At 63.5% G+C, this 17,051-nt stretch carries 19 protein-coding genes; 7 read left to right on the forward strand and 12 right to left on the reverse strand.

Annotated elements, in window-relative coordinates; translation table 11 throughout:
• On the forward strand, positions 1–684 hold the full coding sequence (locus Q4S41_RS10570; RefSeq protein WP_305031078.1) for a TlpA family protein disulfide reductase: 684 nt from the start codon (positions 1–3) through the stop codon (positions 682–684).
• A gap of 121 nt (positions 685–805) precedes the next feature.
• A complete protein-coding gene (locus Q4S41_RS10575; RefSeq protein ID WP_305031079.1) occupies positions 806–1,897 on the forward strand; it encodes a mechanosensitive ion channel family protein in 1,092 nt (363 codons plus the stop codon).
• A 7-nt stretch (positions 1,898–1,904) separates the two neighbouring features.
• On the opposite strand, the gene Q4S41_RS10580 is transcribed toward Q4S41_RS10575, so the two are convergent.
• From Q4S41_RS10580 to hutU, 7 genes are all read right to left on the reverse strand, one after another.
• Positions 1,905–2,507 (reverse strand): GrpB family protein, encoded by a 603-nt coding sequence (locus Q4S41_RS10580; protein WP_305031080.1) that lies wholly within the window; start codon positions 2,505–2,507, stop codon positions 1,905–1,907.
• A gap of 152 nt (positions 2,508–2,659) precedes the next feature.
• The gene (locus Q4S41_RS10585; RefSeq protein WP_305031081.1) at positions 2,660–3,445 is read right to left on the reverse strand and encodes an alpha/beta hydrolase; all 786 of its coding nucleotides are present in this window, start codon (positions 3,443–3,445) and stop codon (positions 2,660–2,662) included.
• Positions 3,446–3,479: 34 nt separating this feature from the next.
• Entirely contained in the window at positions 3,480–5,039 is a 1,560-nt protein-coding gene (locus tag Q4S41_RS10590; RefSeq protein ID WP_305031082.1) for a DUF6770 family protein, read from the reverse strand.
• 234 nt (positions 5,040–5,273) lie between these two features.
• Positions 5,274–6,071, reverse strand: coding sequence for an NADPH-dependent F420 reductase (locus Q4S41_RS10595; protein ID WP_305031293.1), 798 nt, complete (start codon positions 6,069–6,071; stop codon positions 5,274–5,276).
• A gap of 88 nt (positions 6,072–6,159) precedes the next feature.
• Positions 6,160–6,765, reverse strand: a complete 606-nt coding sequence (locus Q4S41_RS10600; RefSeq protein WP_305031083.1) for a hypothetical protein — start codon at positions 6,763–6,765, stop codon at positions 6,160–6,162.
• A 57-nt stretch (positions 6,766–6,822) separates the two neighbouring features.
• Positions 6,823–7,398, reverse strand: coding sequence for a DUF6985 domain-containing protein (locus Q4S41_RS10605; RefSeq protein ID WP_305031084.1), 576 nt, complete (start codon positions 7,396–7,398; stop codon positions 6,823–6,825).
• 95 nt (positions 7,399–7,493) lie between these two features.
• Positions 7,494–9,272: a urocanate hydratase gene (hutU, locus tag Q4S41_RS10610; protein ID WP_305031085.1), complete on the reverse strand. Its 1,779-nt coding sequence runs from the start codon at positions 9,270–9,272 to the stop codon at positions 7,494–7,496.
• Between the two features lie 141 nt (positions 9,273–9,413).
• On the opposite strand from hutU, the gene Q4S41_RS10615 reads away from it, so the two are divergent.
• On the forward strand, positions 9,414–9,686 hold the full coding sequence (locus Q4S41_RS10615) for a hypothetical protein (protein ID WP_305031086.1): 273 nt from the start codon (positions 9,414–9,416) through the stop codon (positions 9,684–9,686).
• A 134-nt stretch (positions 9,687–9,820) separates the two neighbouring features.
• On the opposite strand, the gene Q4S41_RS10620 is transcribed toward Q4S41_RS10615, so the two are convergent.
• Positions 9,821–10,639, reverse strand: a complete 819-nt coding sequence (locus Q4S41_RS10620; RefSeq protein WP_305031087.1) for a DUF4097 family beta strand repeat-containing protein — start codon at positions 10,637–10,639, stop codon at positions 9,821–9,823.
• Positions 10,640–10,925: 286 nt separating this feature from the next.
• On the opposite strand from Q4S41_RS10620, the gene Q4S41_RS10625 reads away from it, so the two are divergent.
• The 4 genes from Q4S41_RS10625 to Q4S41_RS10640 all read left to right on the forward strand — a co-directional run bounded on the left by Q4S41_RS10625 (position 10,926) and on the right by Q4S41_RS10640 (position 14,459).
• The gene (locus Q4S41_RS10625) at positions 10,926–11,585 is read left to right on the forward strand and encodes a DUF2975 domain-containing protein (RefSeq protein ID WP_305031088.1); all 660 of its coding nucleotides are present in this window, start codon (positions 10,926–10,928) and stop codon (positions 11,583–11,585) included.
• 25 nt (positions 11,586–11,610) lie between these two features.
• Positions 11,611–11,844: a helix-turn-helix domain-containing protein gene (locus tag Q4S41_RS10630; RefSeq protein ID WP_305031089.1), complete on the forward strand. Its 234-nt coding sequence runs from the start codon at positions 11,611–11,613 to the stop codon at positions 11,842–11,844.
• A 157-nt stretch (positions 11,845–12,001) separates the two neighbouring features.
• Entirely contained in the window at positions 12,002–13,378 is a 1,377-nt protein-coding gene (locus Q4S41_RS10635) for a serine hydrolase (protein WP_305031090.1), read from the forward strand.
• A gap of 61 nt (positions 13,379–13,439) precedes the next feature.
• Positions 13,440–14,459, forward strand: a complete 1,020-nt coding sequence (locus Q4S41_RS10640) for an MBL fold metallo-hydrolase (RefSeq protein WP_305031091.1) — start codon at positions 13,440–13,442, stop codon at positions 14,457–14,459.
• A gap of 216 nt (positions 14,460–14,675) precedes the next feature.
• Here Q4S41_RS10640 and Q4S41_RS10645 read toward each other — a convergent pair whose 3' ends face one another.
• The 4 genes from Q4S41_RS10645 to Q4S41_RS10660 all read right to left on the reverse strand — a co-directional run bounded on the left by Q4S41_RS10645 (position 14,676) and on the right by Q4S41_RS10660 (position 17,001).
• Positions 14,676–15,518, reverse strand: coding sequence for a hypothetical protein (locus tag Q4S41_RS10645; RefSeq protein WP_305031092.1), 843 nt, complete (start codon positions 15,516–15,518; stop codon positions 14,676–14,678).
• 74 nt (positions 15,519–15,592) lie between these two features.
• The gene (locus tag Q4S41_RS10650; protein WP_305031093.1) at positions 15,593–15,826 is read right to left on the reverse strand and encodes a hypothetical protein; all 234 of its coding nucleotides are present in this window, start codon (positions 15,824–15,826) and stop codon (positions 15,593–15,595) included.
• A gap of 38 nt (positions 15,827–15,864) precedes the next feature.
• The gene (locus Q4S41_RS10655; RefSeq protein WP_305031094.1) at positions 15,865–16,356 is read right to left on the reverse strand and encodes a hypothetical protein; all 492 of its coding nucleotides are present in this window, start codon (positions 16,354–16,356) and stop codon (positions 15,865–15,867) included.
• A gap of 129 nt (positions 16,357–16,485) precedes the next feature.
• Entirely contained in the window at positions 16,486–17,001 is a 516-nt protein-coding gene (locus Q4S41_RS10660) for a hypothetical protein (protein ID WP_305031095.1), read from the reverse strand.
• Positions 17,002–17,051 lie beyond the last annotated feature (50 nt).

Genomic DNA, 17,051 nt, shown 5'->3' on the forward strand with positions numbered 1-17,051 from the left:
ATGATACGGATACGAACCTACCTGTGGGCGGCCCTGCTACTGGCCGCGCTGCCCGCCGCGGCCCAGCGAGCCAAAGTGACCAAAGCTACCGTGTTCAAAGACGTGGACGGCCGCGTTATCTCCAAAGACGAGTTCAGGGCCAAGCTGCGCACCGGCCAGTTTGCCGTGTACGACTACCAGGCCCAGGGCCGCGCCTTCACCTCCATTTCGCTGCGCAAAGCCGACACGCCCGACGCCGTGCGTACCCAGGCCCTGAGTCCGGCGCGCACCTTCGGCACGGCCGCGCCGGCCTTCAGCGGCGTGGATGTCCGCACGGGCCAGCCCGTGGCGCTGGCGGCGCTGCGGGGCAAAGTGGTGGTGGTGAATTTCTGGTTTATCCGCTGCCCGTACTGCATCGAGGAAATGCCCAACTTCAAGAAACTCACCGCCGCCTACCGCGACAACCCGGACGTGGTGTTCGTGTCGCTGGCGCGCGACAAGCCCGAGGCGCTCCACAAGTTTCTGGCCGCGCGCGGCGACTTCGGCTTCGCGGTGCTGCCCGAGATGAGCGACGTGGCCCGGCAATTTGGCGTGCTGGGCTACCCCACCACGGCCGTCATCGACCGCCAGGGCCGCTTCGCCTACGACCAGGAATACACCGACAACACGGCCCGGCTGAGCGAGGCCATCGGGCGGGCGCTGTAAGGCCCCCCCACCCCGGGCGCGCGTGGGGCCCGGGCGGGCGTCCGCGCTAACCTTTCGGGGCCGGGCGGGGTACACCCTGCACACCCGTAGGCCGCTCGGGCCGCCCGGGCCGCCGGCTTTTATGAACGAACAAATCGCCCACCTGCTCTCGCATTTTCCCGGTATTTTCACGGGCCTGGCCGTGCTGCTGGGGGCTTTGGCCGCGGGCCTGGCAGCCAAGCTGACGCTGTTTGGCCTGCTGCGGGCCTACGACCGGCGCGAAAACTCGTCACTGGCCCGCTCGGTGGGCCGGCACCTGCGCCGGGCCAGCGCGCTGTTTCTGCCGGTGCTGGCCGTATCGCTGGTGCTGCCGCTGGTGCCGCTGCCGCCCAAGCCGTTCGAGGTGCTGCGCCGCGTGGTGGAGTTCGTGCTGATTCTCAGCTTTGCCTGGGGCCTCATCAAAACCCTGGACGTGCTCCAGGACTGGGTGCAGGGCCGCTACCACATCGAAACCGCCGACAACCTGCGCGTGCGCAAGCTGTTCACCCAGCTGCAGTTTTTGAAAAAGCTGGCCGCCTCGCTCATCGCCTTCGTGGCCGTGGGCCTGGTGTTGATGAGCTTCGAAACGGTGCGCCGCCTGGGCACGGGCCTGCTCACCTCGGCCGGCATTGCCAGCGTCATTGTGGGCTTCGCGGCCCAGCGCTCCATCAGCAACCTGCTGGCCGGCTTCCAGATTGCCTTCACCCAGCCCATCCGCATCGACGACGTGCTGGTGGTGGAGGGCGAATGGGGACGCGTGGAGGAAATCACCTTTACCTACGTCGTGCTCCGCATATGGGACGAGCGCCGCCTGGTGCTGCCGCTCAACTACTTCATCGAAAAGCCTTTCCAGAACTGGACGCGCACCAGCTCCCGCCTCACGGGCGTCGTGTTTCTGTATGCCGACTACACCGTGCCCGTCGGGCCGCTGCGCGCCGAGCTGCGCCGCGTGCTGGAGGCGCACCCGCTCTGGGACCAGCGCGTGTGCACACTGCAAGTCACCGACTCGAAGGAGCACACCGTGGAGCTGCGCGCCCTGGTGAGCGCCGCCAACGCCAGCAACCTCTGGGACCTGCGTTGCGCCGTGCGCGAGGAGCTGGTGGCCTATTTGCAGCGCGAGCACCCCGGCAGCCTCCCGCGCACCCGGGCCGTGCTGGAGCCGGCCTCATCCCCGGGCATCGGCCCGCTGGCCTGAAGCTGGGTCAGGACGCGTCGGGGCCGGGCTTCCAGCGCACCTGGCGGGCCCAGCACTCGGCGGCCTGGTAGATGAGGTGAAAAACCGGTTCCTTCAGGAAGAGGTAGCCGTCGATGCTTTCGGGAAATACCGCGGCGGCGCGGCTTTTCAGCATTTCGTATTCCTGCCGGGCCGGGGCATTGGCCCGCAGGTAGTCGCGAAACAGCAGCGCAAACCGGGCATTGAAGCGCCCGGCCTCCCGCACGTGGAGGTGGGTGCGCCGCCCGCCCAGCGGCTCGCGGAGGTAGAGCTTGCGCAGCTCCGGCGATTGCTCCGGCAGGCCGTGGTAAATGTCGTATTCGAAGGCGCCCTGCCGGAAACCGGCCTGCCAGAGCGGGTGTGTCAGCTCGGCTACGTCGTCCAGGTTCGCCACCGTCACTTGAATATCGATAACGTCTTTGGCGCTCAGCCCGGGCACGGCCGTGGAGCCAATGTGGTCGATGCGCGTAAGGGCCGGGCCCGCCGCCGCCCGGATGCGCCGGGCTATTTCGGCGTACTCAGCGGCCCAGGCGGCCTGGTAGGGCAGCAGCACCACGGGCCTCGATTTCTGAAATACCTGCGCGGGAAGCATATTCTTGGTTTGGCATTTAAACTTACATAAAAAACCGTTCCGACAGTTTTTAAAACATTGAAGCCTGGCTTGTACCTGCGCGTCAGGTCGAGCTTGCCAGGACTTCACGCGCTGGTAGAAACGACCTCCGCCTCGCCCCCGCTCTTCTCGCGCTACTGCGCCAAAAACCGCGACACGGCCTCGTTCATTTCAGCCTTCTGGCTTTCGGTGCCGCCGTCCCACATGTCGTTGTGAATGGTGTGCGGCAAGGGCACTATCATGGTGCCGTATTGCTGCTGCTCGGCGGGCGTGGGCAGCACGCCGGGGTCGGGCACCTGGTCGCTGGAACGCAGCAGCAGCACCCGCGGCTGGCGCGCCCGCGGCAGCGGCACCCGCCGGTTGTCGAGCGAGATGACCCGTTCGACGCGCGCCAGGTGCTCGGCGGCGTAGAGCATCGACACGTCGCCGCCGTTGGAATGGCCGGCCAGCAGCAGGCGGCTGAAATCGATGCCGGGGTAGCGCTGCCGCAGCTCCCGGCGCACAAATTCAATGTTTTGCACGCCCCGCTCCCACATGGGCCGCCGCACCACGCTGATGACGCCGGTAGTGGGCATGGGGGCATCGGTGGGCAGCTCCTGCTGAATGCTGGCCACTAAGTAGCCGTGCGCCACCAGGTTGCGGGCCAGAAAGGTGTAGCCGGTGCAGGTGCCGCCGTAGCCGTGGCTGAAAATGGCGGCCTTCAGGGCCGGGCGCGGGTCCCGGGCAGCGGGCTCGTACACCATCACGGGCACGGCGCGCTGGCGGGCGGCGTCAAACAGCTCGAGGCGGGTGCTGAGCAGGCTGTCGGTGCGGACGGGCGCGGCCATGCCGCTGGCAGCCGACTGCCGGGCCGTGGGGTTGCCGCTCATGCAGCCGGTGGCCAGCAGCCCCAGCGTGGCCCCCAGAACGGTTCTCAGCAAGGGGCGAGGGATTAATCGGTTACGGGCGGCCATCTCAGATATTGAGCTTCACCAGCTTGAGGTTCACCTGGTTTTGCTTGCTGAGGTAGTCCACCAGCATCACGTAGCCGGGCTTGGCGGGATACACGTAGGCGGCGGTGGCCAGGGCGTTGGCCTCCACGCGGTCGACGGCGAAAGGAGTCCCATCGCCAAACCCCACGGTGCCGAACACTTTTTTGGTGTCTTCGCCCTTTTCCTTATCGTAGTTGATGTAGACCGAATTGAAGGCCGTGCCGGCGCTGTTGCGCTGCGTAAACTGGTAGTCGAAGCCGTGAAACGTCTTCATGTACTGGCCCACGGTGCCCGTGCCGCTGTAGCCCACGCCCCCGTTCAGGCGCACCACCGAGTGGTCTTTGGGGCTGCTTTTCACCCCGCGCAAGCCGTCCTGCGGGTCGAGCACGAACAGGAGCATGTCGCCCACCTGCCCCGCCACCAGCGAATTGCCCACCAGAAACGAGGCCTTGCCGCCCAGGCCGGCCGCCACTTTGTACTGCTCGGCCACCACGTAGGTGTTGCCGTTGGCGCCCTTGTTCACGCCGTGGATGAAGTTGACGTAGCCGTCGGCGGCCGTGGCGCGGGGCGCGGGCGGCAAGGCCGGCTGCACATCCTTGTCCCAAGCAATGTATTTGGTGTTGCGCACCTTGCCGTCTTCGCCGAAATGCCGCACGAAGAACCCCAGGCTTTTATCGACCAACGCTTTATCATCCGGCCGGTAATATTCGCCCACAGCGATAAATTCGTGCTTGGCCGGGTCGTAAGAAAAGGTATTCAGCGACAATTGTTCGGTTTTGCCGTTGGAAATGGGCTGGTCGAGCACCTTGCGGCCGGTTTCGATATCGAAGGCAATCATGTAGCCGGTAATCTCGCGGGAGCGGTAGCCCGGGCGGCGCGTGAGGGTGCCCACCAGGTACTTATCGCTGGCATCGGTGAGGGTGAGGGCTTCATAGGTGTTGATTTTGGGGTCGGAAGCGGCGCGCCACTTCAGCTTAAGCTGGCTGTCGTACATCTCCAGGCCGTAGCGGTCGAGCTTGGCGCGGTCGAGGCCGTTGCGCACGAAGCCCTTGCCGGGCACGGGCAGCAGGCTCAGCAGCCCGTAGGCGTTGGTGGCTTCGATGGACTTGTGCGCGTCGCCCGAGATGAGCGAGGCTTCAATCAAATTGACGTCGGGGATGATGACCTCGCCGGTTTTTTGCAGGTTGGTGTCGTAGGCCTCCAGTTCCAGGTCGTTGGTTTTGAGGTTGCGGAAGTAGAACACGAACGTATTGCCGTTGAAGGCGTTGCGCAGGTACTCGTAGCGTTCGGCCGGCTTTTGAATGGTTACGCTGGATACTTTGCCCAGGTCCTGGTCGTAGAAATCGAGGCGGTAGTTGTCGTTTTTGCGGTCGGCGCGGTCGGTTTTGGCATAAAGCAGGTAGCCGCGCACCTCTTTGTCGGCATAAATCGGCGAGATGGCCGAGCGGCTCATCTGCGAAACCCCGTTCAGGGCCACGGTCTGGCCCCAACTCAGCAGCGGGCCAGCCACGGCCGCCGCCAAAAACATGTAAAAACGACGCATTCCGGAAAAGCAAAGATTTAGGCGAGGCAAGATAGTGCCTTCAGCCACTTGCTGCAACCCAGGCAACGGCTGGGCTATGGGGTGCCCGCTCTTCGTCCGTGCCACACGACTGGCCCACACTCGTGGTTGCTTGCGACCGGCTGGGGGGCTGCAAACGTTCCTACGTTATTAGGCACAAAAAAACGCCAGGCCGCGCGGCCTGGCGTTTTCGGTTTGACCGTTTTCAGCAACGGGCTATTTCAGCTGGATGCCCTGGGCGGCCATGGCTTCTTCCTGCTTGGCGTGGTTGGCCTTGTACTCGGCGTGCTGGGCCTCGGTGCGCTTGGGGCCGAGGCTGGCGAAATGCTCGCGCAGCTTGTCGGCGGGCAGGTCGGCGCCGTAGGACGGGGTGCCGGGCTGCTGGCGCCACGATTCGTGCAGGGTGCCGTCGTCCACGGCGTCGAAGCCCAGCTCTTCGACCAGGGCCATTACTTTTTGCTTGGCGGCAGCATCGTCGGAGGCCACGGGCAGGGCAATGCGGCCGGGCGTGCCGGCGGGCACACCTTTGTTCTGCAGGTGGTCGGCGTAGATGTTGTTGAACACCTTCACCACCGGGCGGCCCAGGTGCTGCTGCACCCACTCGCTTTCGGTAAGGTCGCCGGTTTCGAGCTCGGCGATTTTGCCGTCGCGCAGCATGGGGTAGTAGTTGCTGGTGTCGACGATGGGCACCTCGGCCGGCACGCCCGTGAACAGGTCTTTGGGCAGGTCGGGGATGTTTTTCAGCGGGATGGTGACCACGATGAGGTCGGCGCCTTTGGCGGCTTCTTCGGCGGTGACGGGGGTGGCGCCGGTTTTCTGGGCTACGTCGCCCAGGGTTTCGGGGCCGCGGGAGTTGGCTATTTTAACCGAGTGGCCGAGGCTGACGAGCCGTACGGCGAGGGCGCTGCCGATGTGGCCGGCCCCGATGATTCCAATGTTCATGTTGTGAAAGTTTAGGGGTGTGTGCGGCGGCGAATTGCTGCCGCAAGTAGCTAAACAGCGGCGGCGGCAAATTGCTTTTTTCGGCTAGAAATAGCACAAGCTGGCAACAGCACCCAGCAGTCAATCAGCGCCTTTCGGCGACGCGTTTTATCGCGTCGCGTTAACAGGGGCTGAAAAACTCCACCGCCTGCAGGCGGCCTCCCTTAAATAGTAGGATTAAAGCCTCATCCATTGGCACGCCGTTGTAAAAGAAGGGCAAACTCATTTCTTCGCCGGCCCGGCTTGTGGCGGGCTTATCGGCTTCCTTTGCAGCCTCCGGGAAGTAGCGCCGAACGTCCTCGAGCGTGGTGTTCTGGTTGAGCACGAGCTTCCCGACTTTGCCCCGGAACTTGCCCGACGTGACATTGAAGCTACACAAAATGGCGTGGGTGCCGCTCACTTCATACATCGTTTTGCCGTAGTACCAGAAGTCGCCGTTGGGACTGCCCTTTGGCACGGCAAGGCGACTGCCACACTCCACGGCGCCTTTGGCAATGCTGTCGGGGCGGCCCAGCTGGCGGATGAGTTGCTGGGTGGTCACTTCCTCATCGGGCAGGCCACTGACCGTGACCATGCTTGCCTCAATGTGCTCGGGGTTGACGGGCACTGCTGCCACGGACGCTGACGGCGCAGGCACTGCTGTGACAGGGACTTCGGTGGGAACGGCAGGGCTGCTCTGGCAGCCAGCCAGGAGCAGCATGGGCGCCAGGTGTCGGAAGTGTTTCATCACGAATGGGTAGAACTTGAGTATAACTATTGCTGCGACATAGAAAGGCCCGGCTTGTTACGCCTGCTCTTCTAAATCCTTGGTAGCAATCCATTCTAGAATTGCCGTGTCTCCCCCACCAATTTCCACCACGCGGCTGCCGTGCATCATTGCCCCCAAGCCGTGTTCGTCTTCCCAGGTGCAGGCAAACGTGTAGCCGGCGTAGCTTAGTCCGCCTTTGGCCGTTGGGAAGATGGTAATTGCCGTGAGGGTGATGAGTGATTTCAGGTTGGCGGGCTGCCGGAGGGCAGGCAGGAATTCATCCGCTTCGGCCTCGTCGTACCCATTTTCCTCGCGCCATACCAGGTAGTTATCGGAATAGCTCGCAAACAGGGCGTGCAGAATAGCATCACGTACTTCCTCCTGCCGGGCAATTAAGTATTCGAATGCTGCGGCCTGGCTGGGCATCGCCGGGCCGGGCTCGTCGTTCTCGGTGTTCACCTGGATTTCTACCGTGTCATTGGCGGCACCGGCGCCATTCTGCCACGCCCGCTGGCCGGCCCAGGCCGGCAGTTTCACCGCTCCAGCCCAATAATAGTCGTCCCATTCAAACGGCGGAAACGGAGGGGCCAGCGTATCGTCGGCAGTCATCATTCAGTGGGCTTTTGAAACGTCCTGCTTCGGCTATGCCCAGCAGGACGTTTCACCATAACATTTTTATTTACTGACAAATACAGCCTTTCGTCCCTCTATTTCAGCCCCGGAATTTTCGCGCCGCGCTCGCGGGCCACGTCCTGGGCCAGCTCGTAGCCGGCGTCGGCATGGCGGAAAATGCCCATGCCGGGGTCGGTGGTGAGGACGCGGCGCAGGCGCTCGGCTTTTTCGGGGGTGCCGGTGGCTACTATCACCATGCCGGAGTGGGTGCTGTTGCCGATGCCCACGCCCCCGCCGTTGTGCAGGCTCACCCAGTCGGCGCCGCTGGCGCAGTTAGCCAGCGCATTGAGCAGGGGCCAGTCGGCCACGGCATCGGAGCCGTCCTTCATGCCTTCGGTTTCGCGGTTGGGCGAGGCCACCGAGCCGCAGTCAAGGTGGTCGCGGCCGATGACGATGGGGGCCGAGACTTCGCCCCGCGCCACCAGGTCGTTGATGACGAGGCCGAACTTCTCGCGTTCGCCGTAGCCCAGCCAGCACACCCGGGCCGGCAGGCCAATGAAGGGCACTTTGGCCTGGGCCTTCTCAATCCAGCGGGCCAGCAGCTTGTTGTCGGGGAAGGTTTCGAGCAGGGCGCGGTCGATGCGCAGAATGTCCTGCGGGTCGCCGGAGAGGGCCGCCCAGCGGAAGGGCCCCTTGCCCTCGCAAAACAGCGGGCGGATGTAGCCGGGCACGAAGCCGGGGTACAGGAACTGGCCGGCTTCGTCGCGCACGTTCAGGCCACCTTTCTCGGCCTGGCCGCGCAGGTTGTTGCCGTAGTCCACGGCGATGGTGCCGCGGCGCTGCATCTCCAGAATGGCCTCGACGTGCTTCACGATGGAGGCCAGGGCCTGACGCTTGAACTCCTCGGGGTTAGCCGTTTTCAAGGCCAGCACCTCCCCTATTTCACCTTCGGGAATGTAGTCCATCAGGTCGTGGGCCGAGGTCTGGTCGGTTACGATTTCGGCCTGGAAACCCAGCTCCAGCAGGCGGGGCAGGATGGTGGCGGCGTTGCCGGTGAGGCCTACGGACCAGCCTTTACCGTCGGCTTTGGCGCGTTCGCAGAGCTCCAGGGCGTGGGTGAGGTCGCGGGCCTGCTCGTCGACGTAGCCTTCGCGCACTTTTTGCTTCACCCGCTCGTCAATCGGCTCAATGACGAGACAGACGCCGTCGTTCATGGTCACGGCCAGGGGCTGCGCGCCGCTCATGCCGCCCAGGCCGGCCGTGAGGGTGATGGTGCCGCGCAGGCTGCCGCCGAAATGCTTATCGGCCATCGCGGCAAACGTCTCGTAGGTGCCCTGCAAAATGCCCTGGGTAGCGATGTAAATCCAGGACCCGGCCGTCATCTGGCCGTACATCATCAGGCCCATTTTGTCGAGCTCGTCGAAGTATTCTTGGGTGCTCCAGGCGGGCACGATGTTGCTATTGGCGATAAGCACGCGGGGCGCGTGGGGCCAGGTTTTGAGCACGCCCACGGCCTTGCCGCTCTGCACCAGCATGGTTTCGTCGGCTTCCAATTCCTTGAGGGTTTTGACGATGGTCTGGTACTCCTTCCAGTTGCGGGCGGCGCGGCCGGCCCCGCCGTACACAATCAGCTCATCATACACCAGCGACACGGCGGGGTCGAGGTTGTTTTCCAGCATGCGCAGGGCCGCTTCGGCTTCCCAGGTTTTGCAGCGTAGCTCGGTGCCGTGCTTGGCCTTCACTGTTTCTGCGGGCTTGAACTCGTAGAACATCGGGCGCTTGCCGTCGTGCTTTGCTGCGGGCACGCCGGTGGCGGTGGAGAGGGAATTGGCTTCGAGGTTGAGCTCGGCGGTTGGGGAAGCGGTGGGCGTCATCGGGGGGTGGTTTGGGTGGTGTGGCGAAGATAGGAAAATGTAGCGTGGACTCTGCGAGTCCGCGTATGGTCGCTTCGGCTGCTCCTTCCGTACAACTTCGACCAAACGCGGACTCGCAGAGTCCACGCTACAGCCCTTGCCATGAGCCCCGACTACACCCCCATCGACTGCAACTACTACGACCTGCTGGAAGCCGCCGCCACCCAACGCCGCCGCGTCGACCTGCAGTATTTCAACGACCTGCGCCAGCTCTGCCTGGGCTCGGGCGTGATTGATACGCTCTTCGTCCGCGATAAAGTGGAGTACATGCGCCTGAAATCGGGCGAGGAAATCCGGCTCGACCACCTCATCCGGCTCGACGACAAGCCGGCTCCCGGCTACGCCGATTACCCCGATTTCAGCTGCGGCTGCTGAGGCAATCGGTTAGAGAGCACCGTTTGTACGTCATGCGGAACGCAGCCGAAGCATCTCCACCACGCGAGTAAATGATTTACTTCGGCGGTAGAGATGCTTCGGCTGCGTTCCGCATGACGTGCTTTTAGGCAGTGTCAGTCCTGCCCCTCCTGCCGCAGGGTCACGCCGCCGTTGGTGGTGACGGCGCGCACCGGTGCGCCGCCTTTGCCCAGCGTGAGGGCCATCTCGCGCCGCAAAAAGCCCGTTCGGGTGACCGGCATGTTGGCGCGAATGTTCCCCATGTTGGTGCTGGTGAAGAGCTGGGCCGAATAGTCTTTGGGCAGCTTCCAGGAAATGCCGCCGTTGGTGGTTTCCACGTCCAGGCCTTTGCCTTCCCACTTGGTGCCGGTGAGGGCGATGCTGAGGCCGCCGTTCACGGTCTGGCCCGTCACCTGGCCGCCCAGGTTCCGGAGCGACACGCCGCCGTTGGTAGCGTGGAATTTCACGTCGCCCAGCAGGTTATCCAGGCTGATGCCGCCGTTCATCGTGTTCAGGGCCAGGGCCGTCTGGCGCGGCACAAACACCTCGTAGCTCACGGCGTACTGCTCGTTCTTTTCCGACGATGTGGCCCGCAGCTCGTTGTTGCCGGTGGCAATGCTCACGCTTTTAACGCGGGCCTGGGCTTCGGCTTCGGTGCCGGCCCAGCTCGTCACTTTGGCCCGAATGCGCACGTTGGGCCCGTTCCAGCCGTGCACCGTGATGCCGCCGTTGGCGCCGCCTTCGATACGCAGGGGCTGGCCGGCGGGCGCGGCCATCGCCAAGTCGCGGGTTTCGCAGAACTGCTGGTTTTCGCCGCTGTTGCGCCTCCCGTTGCCGTCCTGGCAGGTGCTGGTGAACGGCGGTTCGGCAGCGGTTTGGGCGGCGGCCGCGAGGGCCAGGCAGCTGAGGGTGAGCGCAGAAAGAAGGGTTTTCATGAGGGGTTGGGAAATAAAGTTGGGGAGATAAGTGAACAGGGGCCCGGGTGCCGCCTGCGCCGGCCTGGCGGTGGTGGCAAAGGGAGTACCGGGGGCTTGCCGATTCGTTACACGGCCCCGTTTTTTTTCTGCGTCAGAGCGCGTCATCCTCAATCAGCTTGTTAGTCCTTAGAAAATTAATTAAACCGATTAGCAAAAAATATTTTCCTTAAAACAGATATTATTTATTGTTTTTCAATAAACACCTCCTTCATTTGCCCCAGTTAATCACCAAACCCACTCGCTCATGAACCGCTTCACCACTGGCATCATCACCGGCTTGCGCTACCTCTTTCTGGTGGCGAGCGTGGCCGGCGCCTTGGCCCTGACCTTTTATCTCTGCCGGGCTTTTTTCGTGCCCGAGCAGCCCGCCGATGTCATCACGCTCAACGTGCGCCAGCGCCCGGCCCCGGACTGGGAAGCCGAGCAGGCCCGTGTCCAACAGGCGCGGCAGCAGCTCGCCGGCCGCGACTCGGCCCTGCTGCTGCCGCGCAGCCGCTCCTATGTGCTGGTGCAACACGAGGCCAGCGCCGGTCGCCGGCTGCTGCTGCGCCTTGTCAACGCCGAGCCGCAGTCGGTGCCGCGGGTGGTGGCGGCCCTGCTGTTCTGCTGGCTCGTGTATCGGATTCTGCGCGACCTGCGGCCCAGCCAGCCCTTTGCGCCGGCCAACGTGCGGCGCTTGCGCTGGTTGGGCGTCCTGCTCATCGGCTGCGATGTGTATTACTGGCTGGCCGGCTGGTGGCTGAAGCACTACCTGACCGCCAGCGGGAACCCCGACCTCAGCCCGGTGATGGATTTCGGCTCCTCGCTGGTGGCCAACTGGCTGATTGGCTTACTACTGCTCCTCATCGCCACTGGCTACCAGCGCGGGGTGGAGCTGGCCGAAGATGCGGAGTTCACCGTCTGAATTTCCATTTTACCGCTCCATTCCCATGCCCATTATTGTTCGCCTCGATGTGATGCTGGCCCGCCGCAAGATGTCGCTCAGCGCCCTGGCCGCCGCCGTCGATATCACGCTGGCCAACCTGTCCATTCTCAAAAGCGACAAGGCCAAGGCCGTGCGCTTTTCCACCCTCGAAGCCATTTGCAAGGCCCTGGATTGCCAGCCCGGCGACCTGCTCGAATACGTGCCCGGCGACGGTCCCATTTCGCACGACGACGGGTAAAAAACGTCATGCCGAGCATATCCGAGGCATCTCGCGTGCCGCCACTAATCCCTTTTCGCTAGCTGAATTATTACTCTCAGCAGTATGCTTCGACTGCGCGGTAACAGAATGAAGCATTACGGCCCAACCAAGCAATTCACCAACCTCCTCCATTCCCATGAAAACCCCTTTTTTCTGCTCGCTCCTCGCCGCCTCCCTCCTGCTTCACCCTTGCGCTCAGGCCCAAAGCCTGCCCAAACAGCTCGACGCGCTGGCCGCTTCCTACGCCAACGCCGGCCAGCTCAACGGCACGGTGCTGGTGGCGGAGCACGGCAAAATTGTCTTCACCAAAGGCTACGGCCTGGCCAACCGCGAGTGGAACCAGCCCAACGCGGCCGATACCAAGTTCCGGCTGGGCTCGCTCACCAAGCAGTTCACGGCCCTGCTGGTGATGCAGCTGGTGGAGCGGGGTAAGCTGAAGCTCGACGGCCGCATCACCGACTACCTGCCGGATTATCCCAAGGCCAGCGGCGATAAAATCACCCTTCACCACCTGCTCACGCACACCTCGGGCATTCCGAGCTATACGGGCCAGCCCAACTTCGAAGCCGTCAGTATCCAGCCCACTACGCCCACCGCTTTCCTGCGCACGTTTGCCGAACTGCCGCTGGAATTTGAGCCGGGCTCGTCGTTCCACTACAGCAATTCGGGGTACTTCCTGCTGGGCGCCATCATTGAAAAGGTAACGGGCAAAACCTACGCCCAGGTGCTCACCGAGAACATTCTGCAGCCCCTGCGCATGCAGGACACCGGTTACGACCTGGCCGAAACCATTCTGCCCAAACGCGCGGCCGGCTACGATAAAACCCCTGCCGGCACCGTCTACAACACGTCGTATATCGACATGACGGTTCCCTACGCCGCCGGCTCGCTGTACTCCACCGTCAACGACCTGTATAAATGGGACCAGGGCCTCTACACCACGCAGCTGCTGACCGAAGCCAGCAAAGCCGTGCTTTTCAAGCCCTTCAAAAATAATTACGCCTACGCCTGGGTCGCTTCGAAAGCCGTGATGGCCAAAGACACCGTGGCCCTGCTCGGCCACAGCGGGCACGTCAACGGCTTCGGTACCTACCTGCTGCGGGCCCCACGGGACCGGCAATTGGTGGTGGTGCTCGACAACGAAGGCGGCCCCCACGTACAGGAAGTGAGCCTGGACCTGCTGCGCGTGCTCTACCACCGCCCCACCACCGGCCCCAAGCCCGCCCCCGCCCCTGCCAAAACCATTGCGGTGGATGCGCCTACCCTGGCCGCTTACGTGGGCAAGTACCAGCTCTCGCCCACGTTCTTCATCACGGTGAAAGCCGAAGGCAGCCAGCTCTCGGCCCAGGCCACCGGGCAGCAGCCGTTTGGGCTGGCGGCCACGGCCCCGGGCCGGTTTGCGGTACAGGGCGTGCCGGCCGAAGTTGAGTTCGTAAAAAATGCCAGCGGGGCGGTCGAGAAGCTGATTCTGCATCAGGGCGGCAATGCCTCGCCGGGCACAAAAGTCGAATAAGGCGCACCCCGGAGCGGGACAATTGCGTAAAGCCGGACTCCACCATCCTTCTTTCAAGCCCATGGATACTTTAGCCGCCGGCGTCACCCAGCTGCGCATTCAGCGCTTTGTCAACGTGTATTTTGTTGAAACCGGCACCCCCGGCGAGTGGGTGCTCATTGACACCGGCCTGCCCGGCAGCGCCAAAACCATCATTGCCGCCGCCGATAAGCTCTTTTATCCCGGCACACACCCCGAGGCCATTATTCTCACCCACGGCCACCTCGACCACCTGGGCTCGGCCCGGGAGCTGGCCGACCACTGGAACGTGCCCGTGGTGGTGCACCCCCTGGAGCTGCCCTACGTGACCGGCAAGGCCCTCTACCCGCCCCGCGACCCCACCGTGGGCGGCTCGCTGGCTTTCATGAGCCGCTTTTTCCCCACGCAACTGCCCAACCTCGAAGACCGGGTGCAGGCCCTCGATGCCGACGACCCAAGCACGCCGTATCTCATGAATTTCCGGTGGCTGCACGTGCCGGGCCACGCGCCGGGCCAACTGGCTTTCTTCCGCGAGGCCGATGGCGTGCTGATTGGGGCCGATGCCTTTGCCACCACCCACCACGACTCGGTGCCCGCCGTGCTGCTGGGCATTCCCAAAATCAGCCGGGCCGGCACGCCGTTTAACTACGACTGGCAGGCCGCCCGCCAATCGGTGCAAACCCTGGCCGCTTTGGAGCCCAAAGCCATTGGCTGCGGCCACGGCCCGGTCATCACGGGCCCCGAAGCTGCCGCCGGCCTGCGCGCGCTGGCCGATAACTATCCGGTGCCCAGCCACGGCCGCTACGTGAACGAGCCTGCCCGCACCGACGCCAGCGGCGTGGAGCACCTACCGCCCGCTCCCAAAGACAAGCTGCCGATGCAGGCAGCCATTGTGGGCGCCAGCCTGTTGGCGGCGGGCGCGGCGTGGCTGCTCACCGGCGGCCGGCGCAAAACAAGAAAAGAGTCCAAGGCTTACAAAAGGGCCTACAAGGCTTCGCAGAAAACCCGCAAATACCAGTCGCCGCCGCCCCCGCCTCTGTACCGGGGCGGCGTCGGGAGCTAAGGCGCCTGCGCGGGGTTTCGGGATGAGCCAACTGCTCCTTGGCGGCGTAGTGGCAACCAGCTCTGCGTGGACCGCTCAAAAAAATAACGGCCGCGTGGACGGTGACTATTGCCTGATTGGCGGAGTCACCGCCCACGCGGCTTTTTGAGGCTTAAAAAATAATAAGGGTGGCTACCAACCGTTCGTCGATATGTGATGGTGCGGCACCCGGGGCTGTCAGTAATTTTTCCACGCCTCGTAGACCTCGTCGTCCTCGTCTGATTTTCGACTGGTGGTGACGTTCGTTCTGGCCTTGATAATGCCCCGGGCCTGCAGAAAATAAGCCAGGTACATGACGGGCGCCAGGAACACCCAGGTGGCCACGTGCTGGCTGGGGTCAAGGAGCACCATACCGGCCAACAGCAGCCAAACGATGGCCAGTCCGGCCAGCACCTTTCCCAGCCTGGTGCGGGCCAGCGTGCGGGGCGGCTCGGCCACCAAGCCGCTGGCCATGCCACTGGCCGCGGGGCTGGAGCTGTGCACCGCGGCAACGGGGGCGCCAGCAAAGACCGGCCGGGCTTCTTCGAGGCGGGCCGCCAGCGCTTCGGTCCAGTCGTCCAGGGCCAGCAGGCCCGCGCCGGGGGTACGCAGGCGTTTGCCGAACTTGAGCCGTCCGCCGCCGTGGAGCTGCAGCTCCAGAATCTGGTAGGCCGACTCCAGCGGCCGAAGGTAGTTGGCAATGCGTGGCAGCGGCACTTCTTCGGCCGGCTGGCCGGGCGCCACGGGCTGCACGTGCAGGCTGCGCGGGCCCAGTTCCAACCGCACGGCCCGGTAGCCCCGCTGCCAGGCCACGTAGCCCACCGCCAGCAGGGCAGCGGCCAGCCCCAGCACGGGCAGGCGGGGCTGCGTGAGCAGGTTTACCAGGGCGGTGACGAAGCCGCCCACCGAGGCCAAAACCATCAGCCAGACGTAGCCCACGCGCACGGCGAAGGCTTCGCACGCGGGTCCGGCGGCCTCGGGGGTCGAACTGGGGGCGGCGTTATTGGCCGCGGGCTGTTCCATATGGCTGACAGGGTTCATGGGGAGGGAGAAATGAATTGGTGAAATGAAAAAGCAAGCGCCGCTGGTTGTGCGGGATTTCCAGCACCGGTTGCCTACCTGGCCAGCGGCGCCGGAGCCTGAGCGGAGTCGGGTACCGGGCGGCTGGCGGCGGCGCGGGCGGCATCCATTTTTTCATCTTTGGGCTTGGTGGCCCAGTGCAGGTTCATCATCAGAAAAAGCAGCAGCCCCAGGCCGACCACGCCGATGAGCAGCAGCATGCCCACCAGCCTGAGTACCTGAATAGCCCCGTGCAATGGCACCTTGGGAGGGGATGGCGAAGCACTCATCGGAGGGCTTGGTTAAGTTGACAATGGCCCATGGGCTCTTAGTCCCCCAGCTTCACCGTGCCGTCGTCGTTGAAGGTGCGCTTCACGTCTTCGGAACCCTTCACCACCAAGCCAAACACCTCCCGGCCGCCGTCGGCTTCCTGGTTCAGCACCATGCTCAGGGCCTGGGCGGGCTCGCTGTAGTTGAAGGTCCCGCCATAGGTCACCGGCTTGCCGTGCGAATCGGTGTAAGTGAACTGGATGTTCTTGCCGTTGAGGGTGTAGCGGCCCGTTTCATCGAAGTGGCTGCGGCCGTAGGGGCCCGGAATTGTCAGTTTCTTTTCGTAGCTGCCCGTTGGCCCCAGCGTGAGCGTGCCGCCCACGCCGCGCGTGTTGGTGGGCTTGGGGCTGTACTTCGGGGCGTAAACCAGGTACACCGTGTAGCTATACGCGGTGAAGAACTTGGTGGGCAACCCGTTGGCAGCAGCCACCGGCACCGCGGTGGCTGCCCGGGCGGGGCTAGCCGGCGCGGCCTTTTTCGGGGTTTTCAATTGGCCAAAAGCAGTGCCGGCCGACGCCAGAAATAACATTACGCAGCAAACTTTATGCATAAGTTATGAATGTAGAAATGTGATGAAAAAATGGTCCAAGCGTGCCCATTCAAGTCCGGGGCGCTGGATTTACTGCGGTGGGGCGACGTTATTCTGAATGGCCATGGCGGGCGCCGAGGTATCAATCATCTTGCACACCCAGTCGCCAAACGTCGTGCGGTAACACAGGCCGCTGGCGTGAGGATAGACGTAAATGTTGGCGTTCTTCCCGGCGTTAGGAAAGACGGTCGACAGCTTTGAAATCTGGTATTGGGTGTAGCTACCCCGCACCGGATAAACCAGGGAAGACACGTCGGCATCGGGCAACATATCCGTATTCGGCAGAAAGGGGCGCCCCTTGCCTACCTGGATGGTCACCTTATCCACCAGATACAGGTCGTCGCCGTAGAGACGCTCGGTACCGCAGATAAAATACTGCATGGCCTGGCTAGCCACAATAGGCCCCTTGGCGGGCGCTTTGGTGTTGGCGCACGTGCGCGGGGCGCGGCTGCCGTAGAGGGCCCGGTAATTCTGGGCCGAGGCGTCCGTTGCCCACACAAGAAATAAGGCGCAAATGAAGGCCGCCGGCACTTTTCGAATAAACATGAAACGCTGGTTTTAAATGTTTTACTGTTGAAATCAATTTGAGCAGGCTG

The organism is Hymenobacter convexus, assembly GCF_030580955.1.
GTDB lineage: Bacteria > Bacteroidota > Bacteroidia > Cytophagales > Hymenobacteraceae > Hymenobacter.

What these genes read in the sequence shown, in the direction of transcription:
- hutU (WP_305031085.1), bottom strand. Translation starts at nt 9,272, where the DNA reads ATGACGCCCACCGCTTCCCCAACCGCCGAGCTCAACCTCGAAGCCAAT.
- Q4S41_RS10600 (WP_305031083.1), bottom strand. Translation starts at nt 6,765, where the DNA reads ATGAAACACTTCCGACACCTGGCGCCCATGCTGCTCCTGGCTGGCTGC.
- Q4S41_RS10630 (WP_305031089.1), top strand. Translation starts at nt 11,611, where the DNA reads ATGCCCATTATTGTTCGCCTCGATGTGATGCTGGCCCGCCGCAAGATG.
- Q4S41_RS10620 (WP_305031087.1), bottom strand. Translation starts at nt 10,639, where the DNA reads ATGAAAACCCTTCTTTCTGCGCTCACCCTCAGCTGCCTGGCCCTCGCG.
- Q4S41_RS10615 (WP_305031086.1), top strand. Translation starts at nt 9,414, where the DNA reads ATGAGCCCCGACTACACCCCCATCGACTGCAACTACTACGACCTGCTG.
- Q4S41_RS10575 (WP_305031079.1), top strand. Translation starts at nt 806, where the DNA reads ATGAACGAACAAATCGCCCACCTGCTCTCGCATTTTCCCGGTATTTTC.
- Q4S41_RS10650 (WP_305031093.1), bottom strand. Translation starts at nt 15,826, where the DNA reads ATGAGTGCTTCGCCATCCCCTCCCAAGGTGCCATTGCACGGGGCTATT.
- Q4S41_RS10580 (WP_305031080.1), bottom strand. Translation starts at nt 2,507, where the DNA reads ATGCTTCCCGCGCAGGTATTTCAGAAATCGAGGCCCGTGGTGCTGCTG.
- Q4S41_RS10645 (WP_305031092.1), bottom strand. Translation starts at nt 15,518, where the DNA reads ATGAACCCTGTCAGCCATATGGAACAGCCCGCGGCCAATAACGCCGCC.
- Q4S41_RS10590 (WP_305031082.1), bottom strand. Translation starts at nt 5,039, where the DNA reads ATGCGTCGTTTTTACATGTTTTTGGCGGCGGCCGTGGCTGGCCCGCTG.
- Q4S41_RS10605 (WP_305031084.1), bottom strand. Translation starts at nt 7,398, where the DNA reads ATGATGACTGCCGACGATACGCTGGCCCCTCCGTTTCCGCCGTTTGAA.
- Q4S41_RS10640 (WP_305031091.1), top strand. Translation starts at nt 13,440, where the DNA reads ATGGATACTTTAGCCGCCGGCGTCACCCAGCTGCGCATTCAGCGCTTT.
- Q4S41_RS10625 (WP_305031088.1), top strand. Translation starts at nt 10,926, where the DNA reads ATGAACCGCTTCACCACTGGCATCATCACCGGCTTGCGCTACCTCTTT.
- Q4S41_RS10635 (WP_305031090.1), top strand. Translation starts at nt 12,002, where the DNA reads ATGAAAACCCCTTTTTTCTGCTCGCTCCTCGCCGCCTCCCTCCTGCTT.
- Q4S41_RS10570 (WP_305031078.1), top strand. Translation starts at nt 1, where the DNA reads ATGATACGGATACGAACCTACCTGTGGGCGGCCCTGCTACTGGCCGCG.
- Q4S41_RS10660 (WP_305031095.1), bottom strand. Translation starts at nt 17,001, where the DNA reads ATGTTTATTCGAAAAGTGCCGGCGGCCTTCATTTGCGCCTTATTTCTT.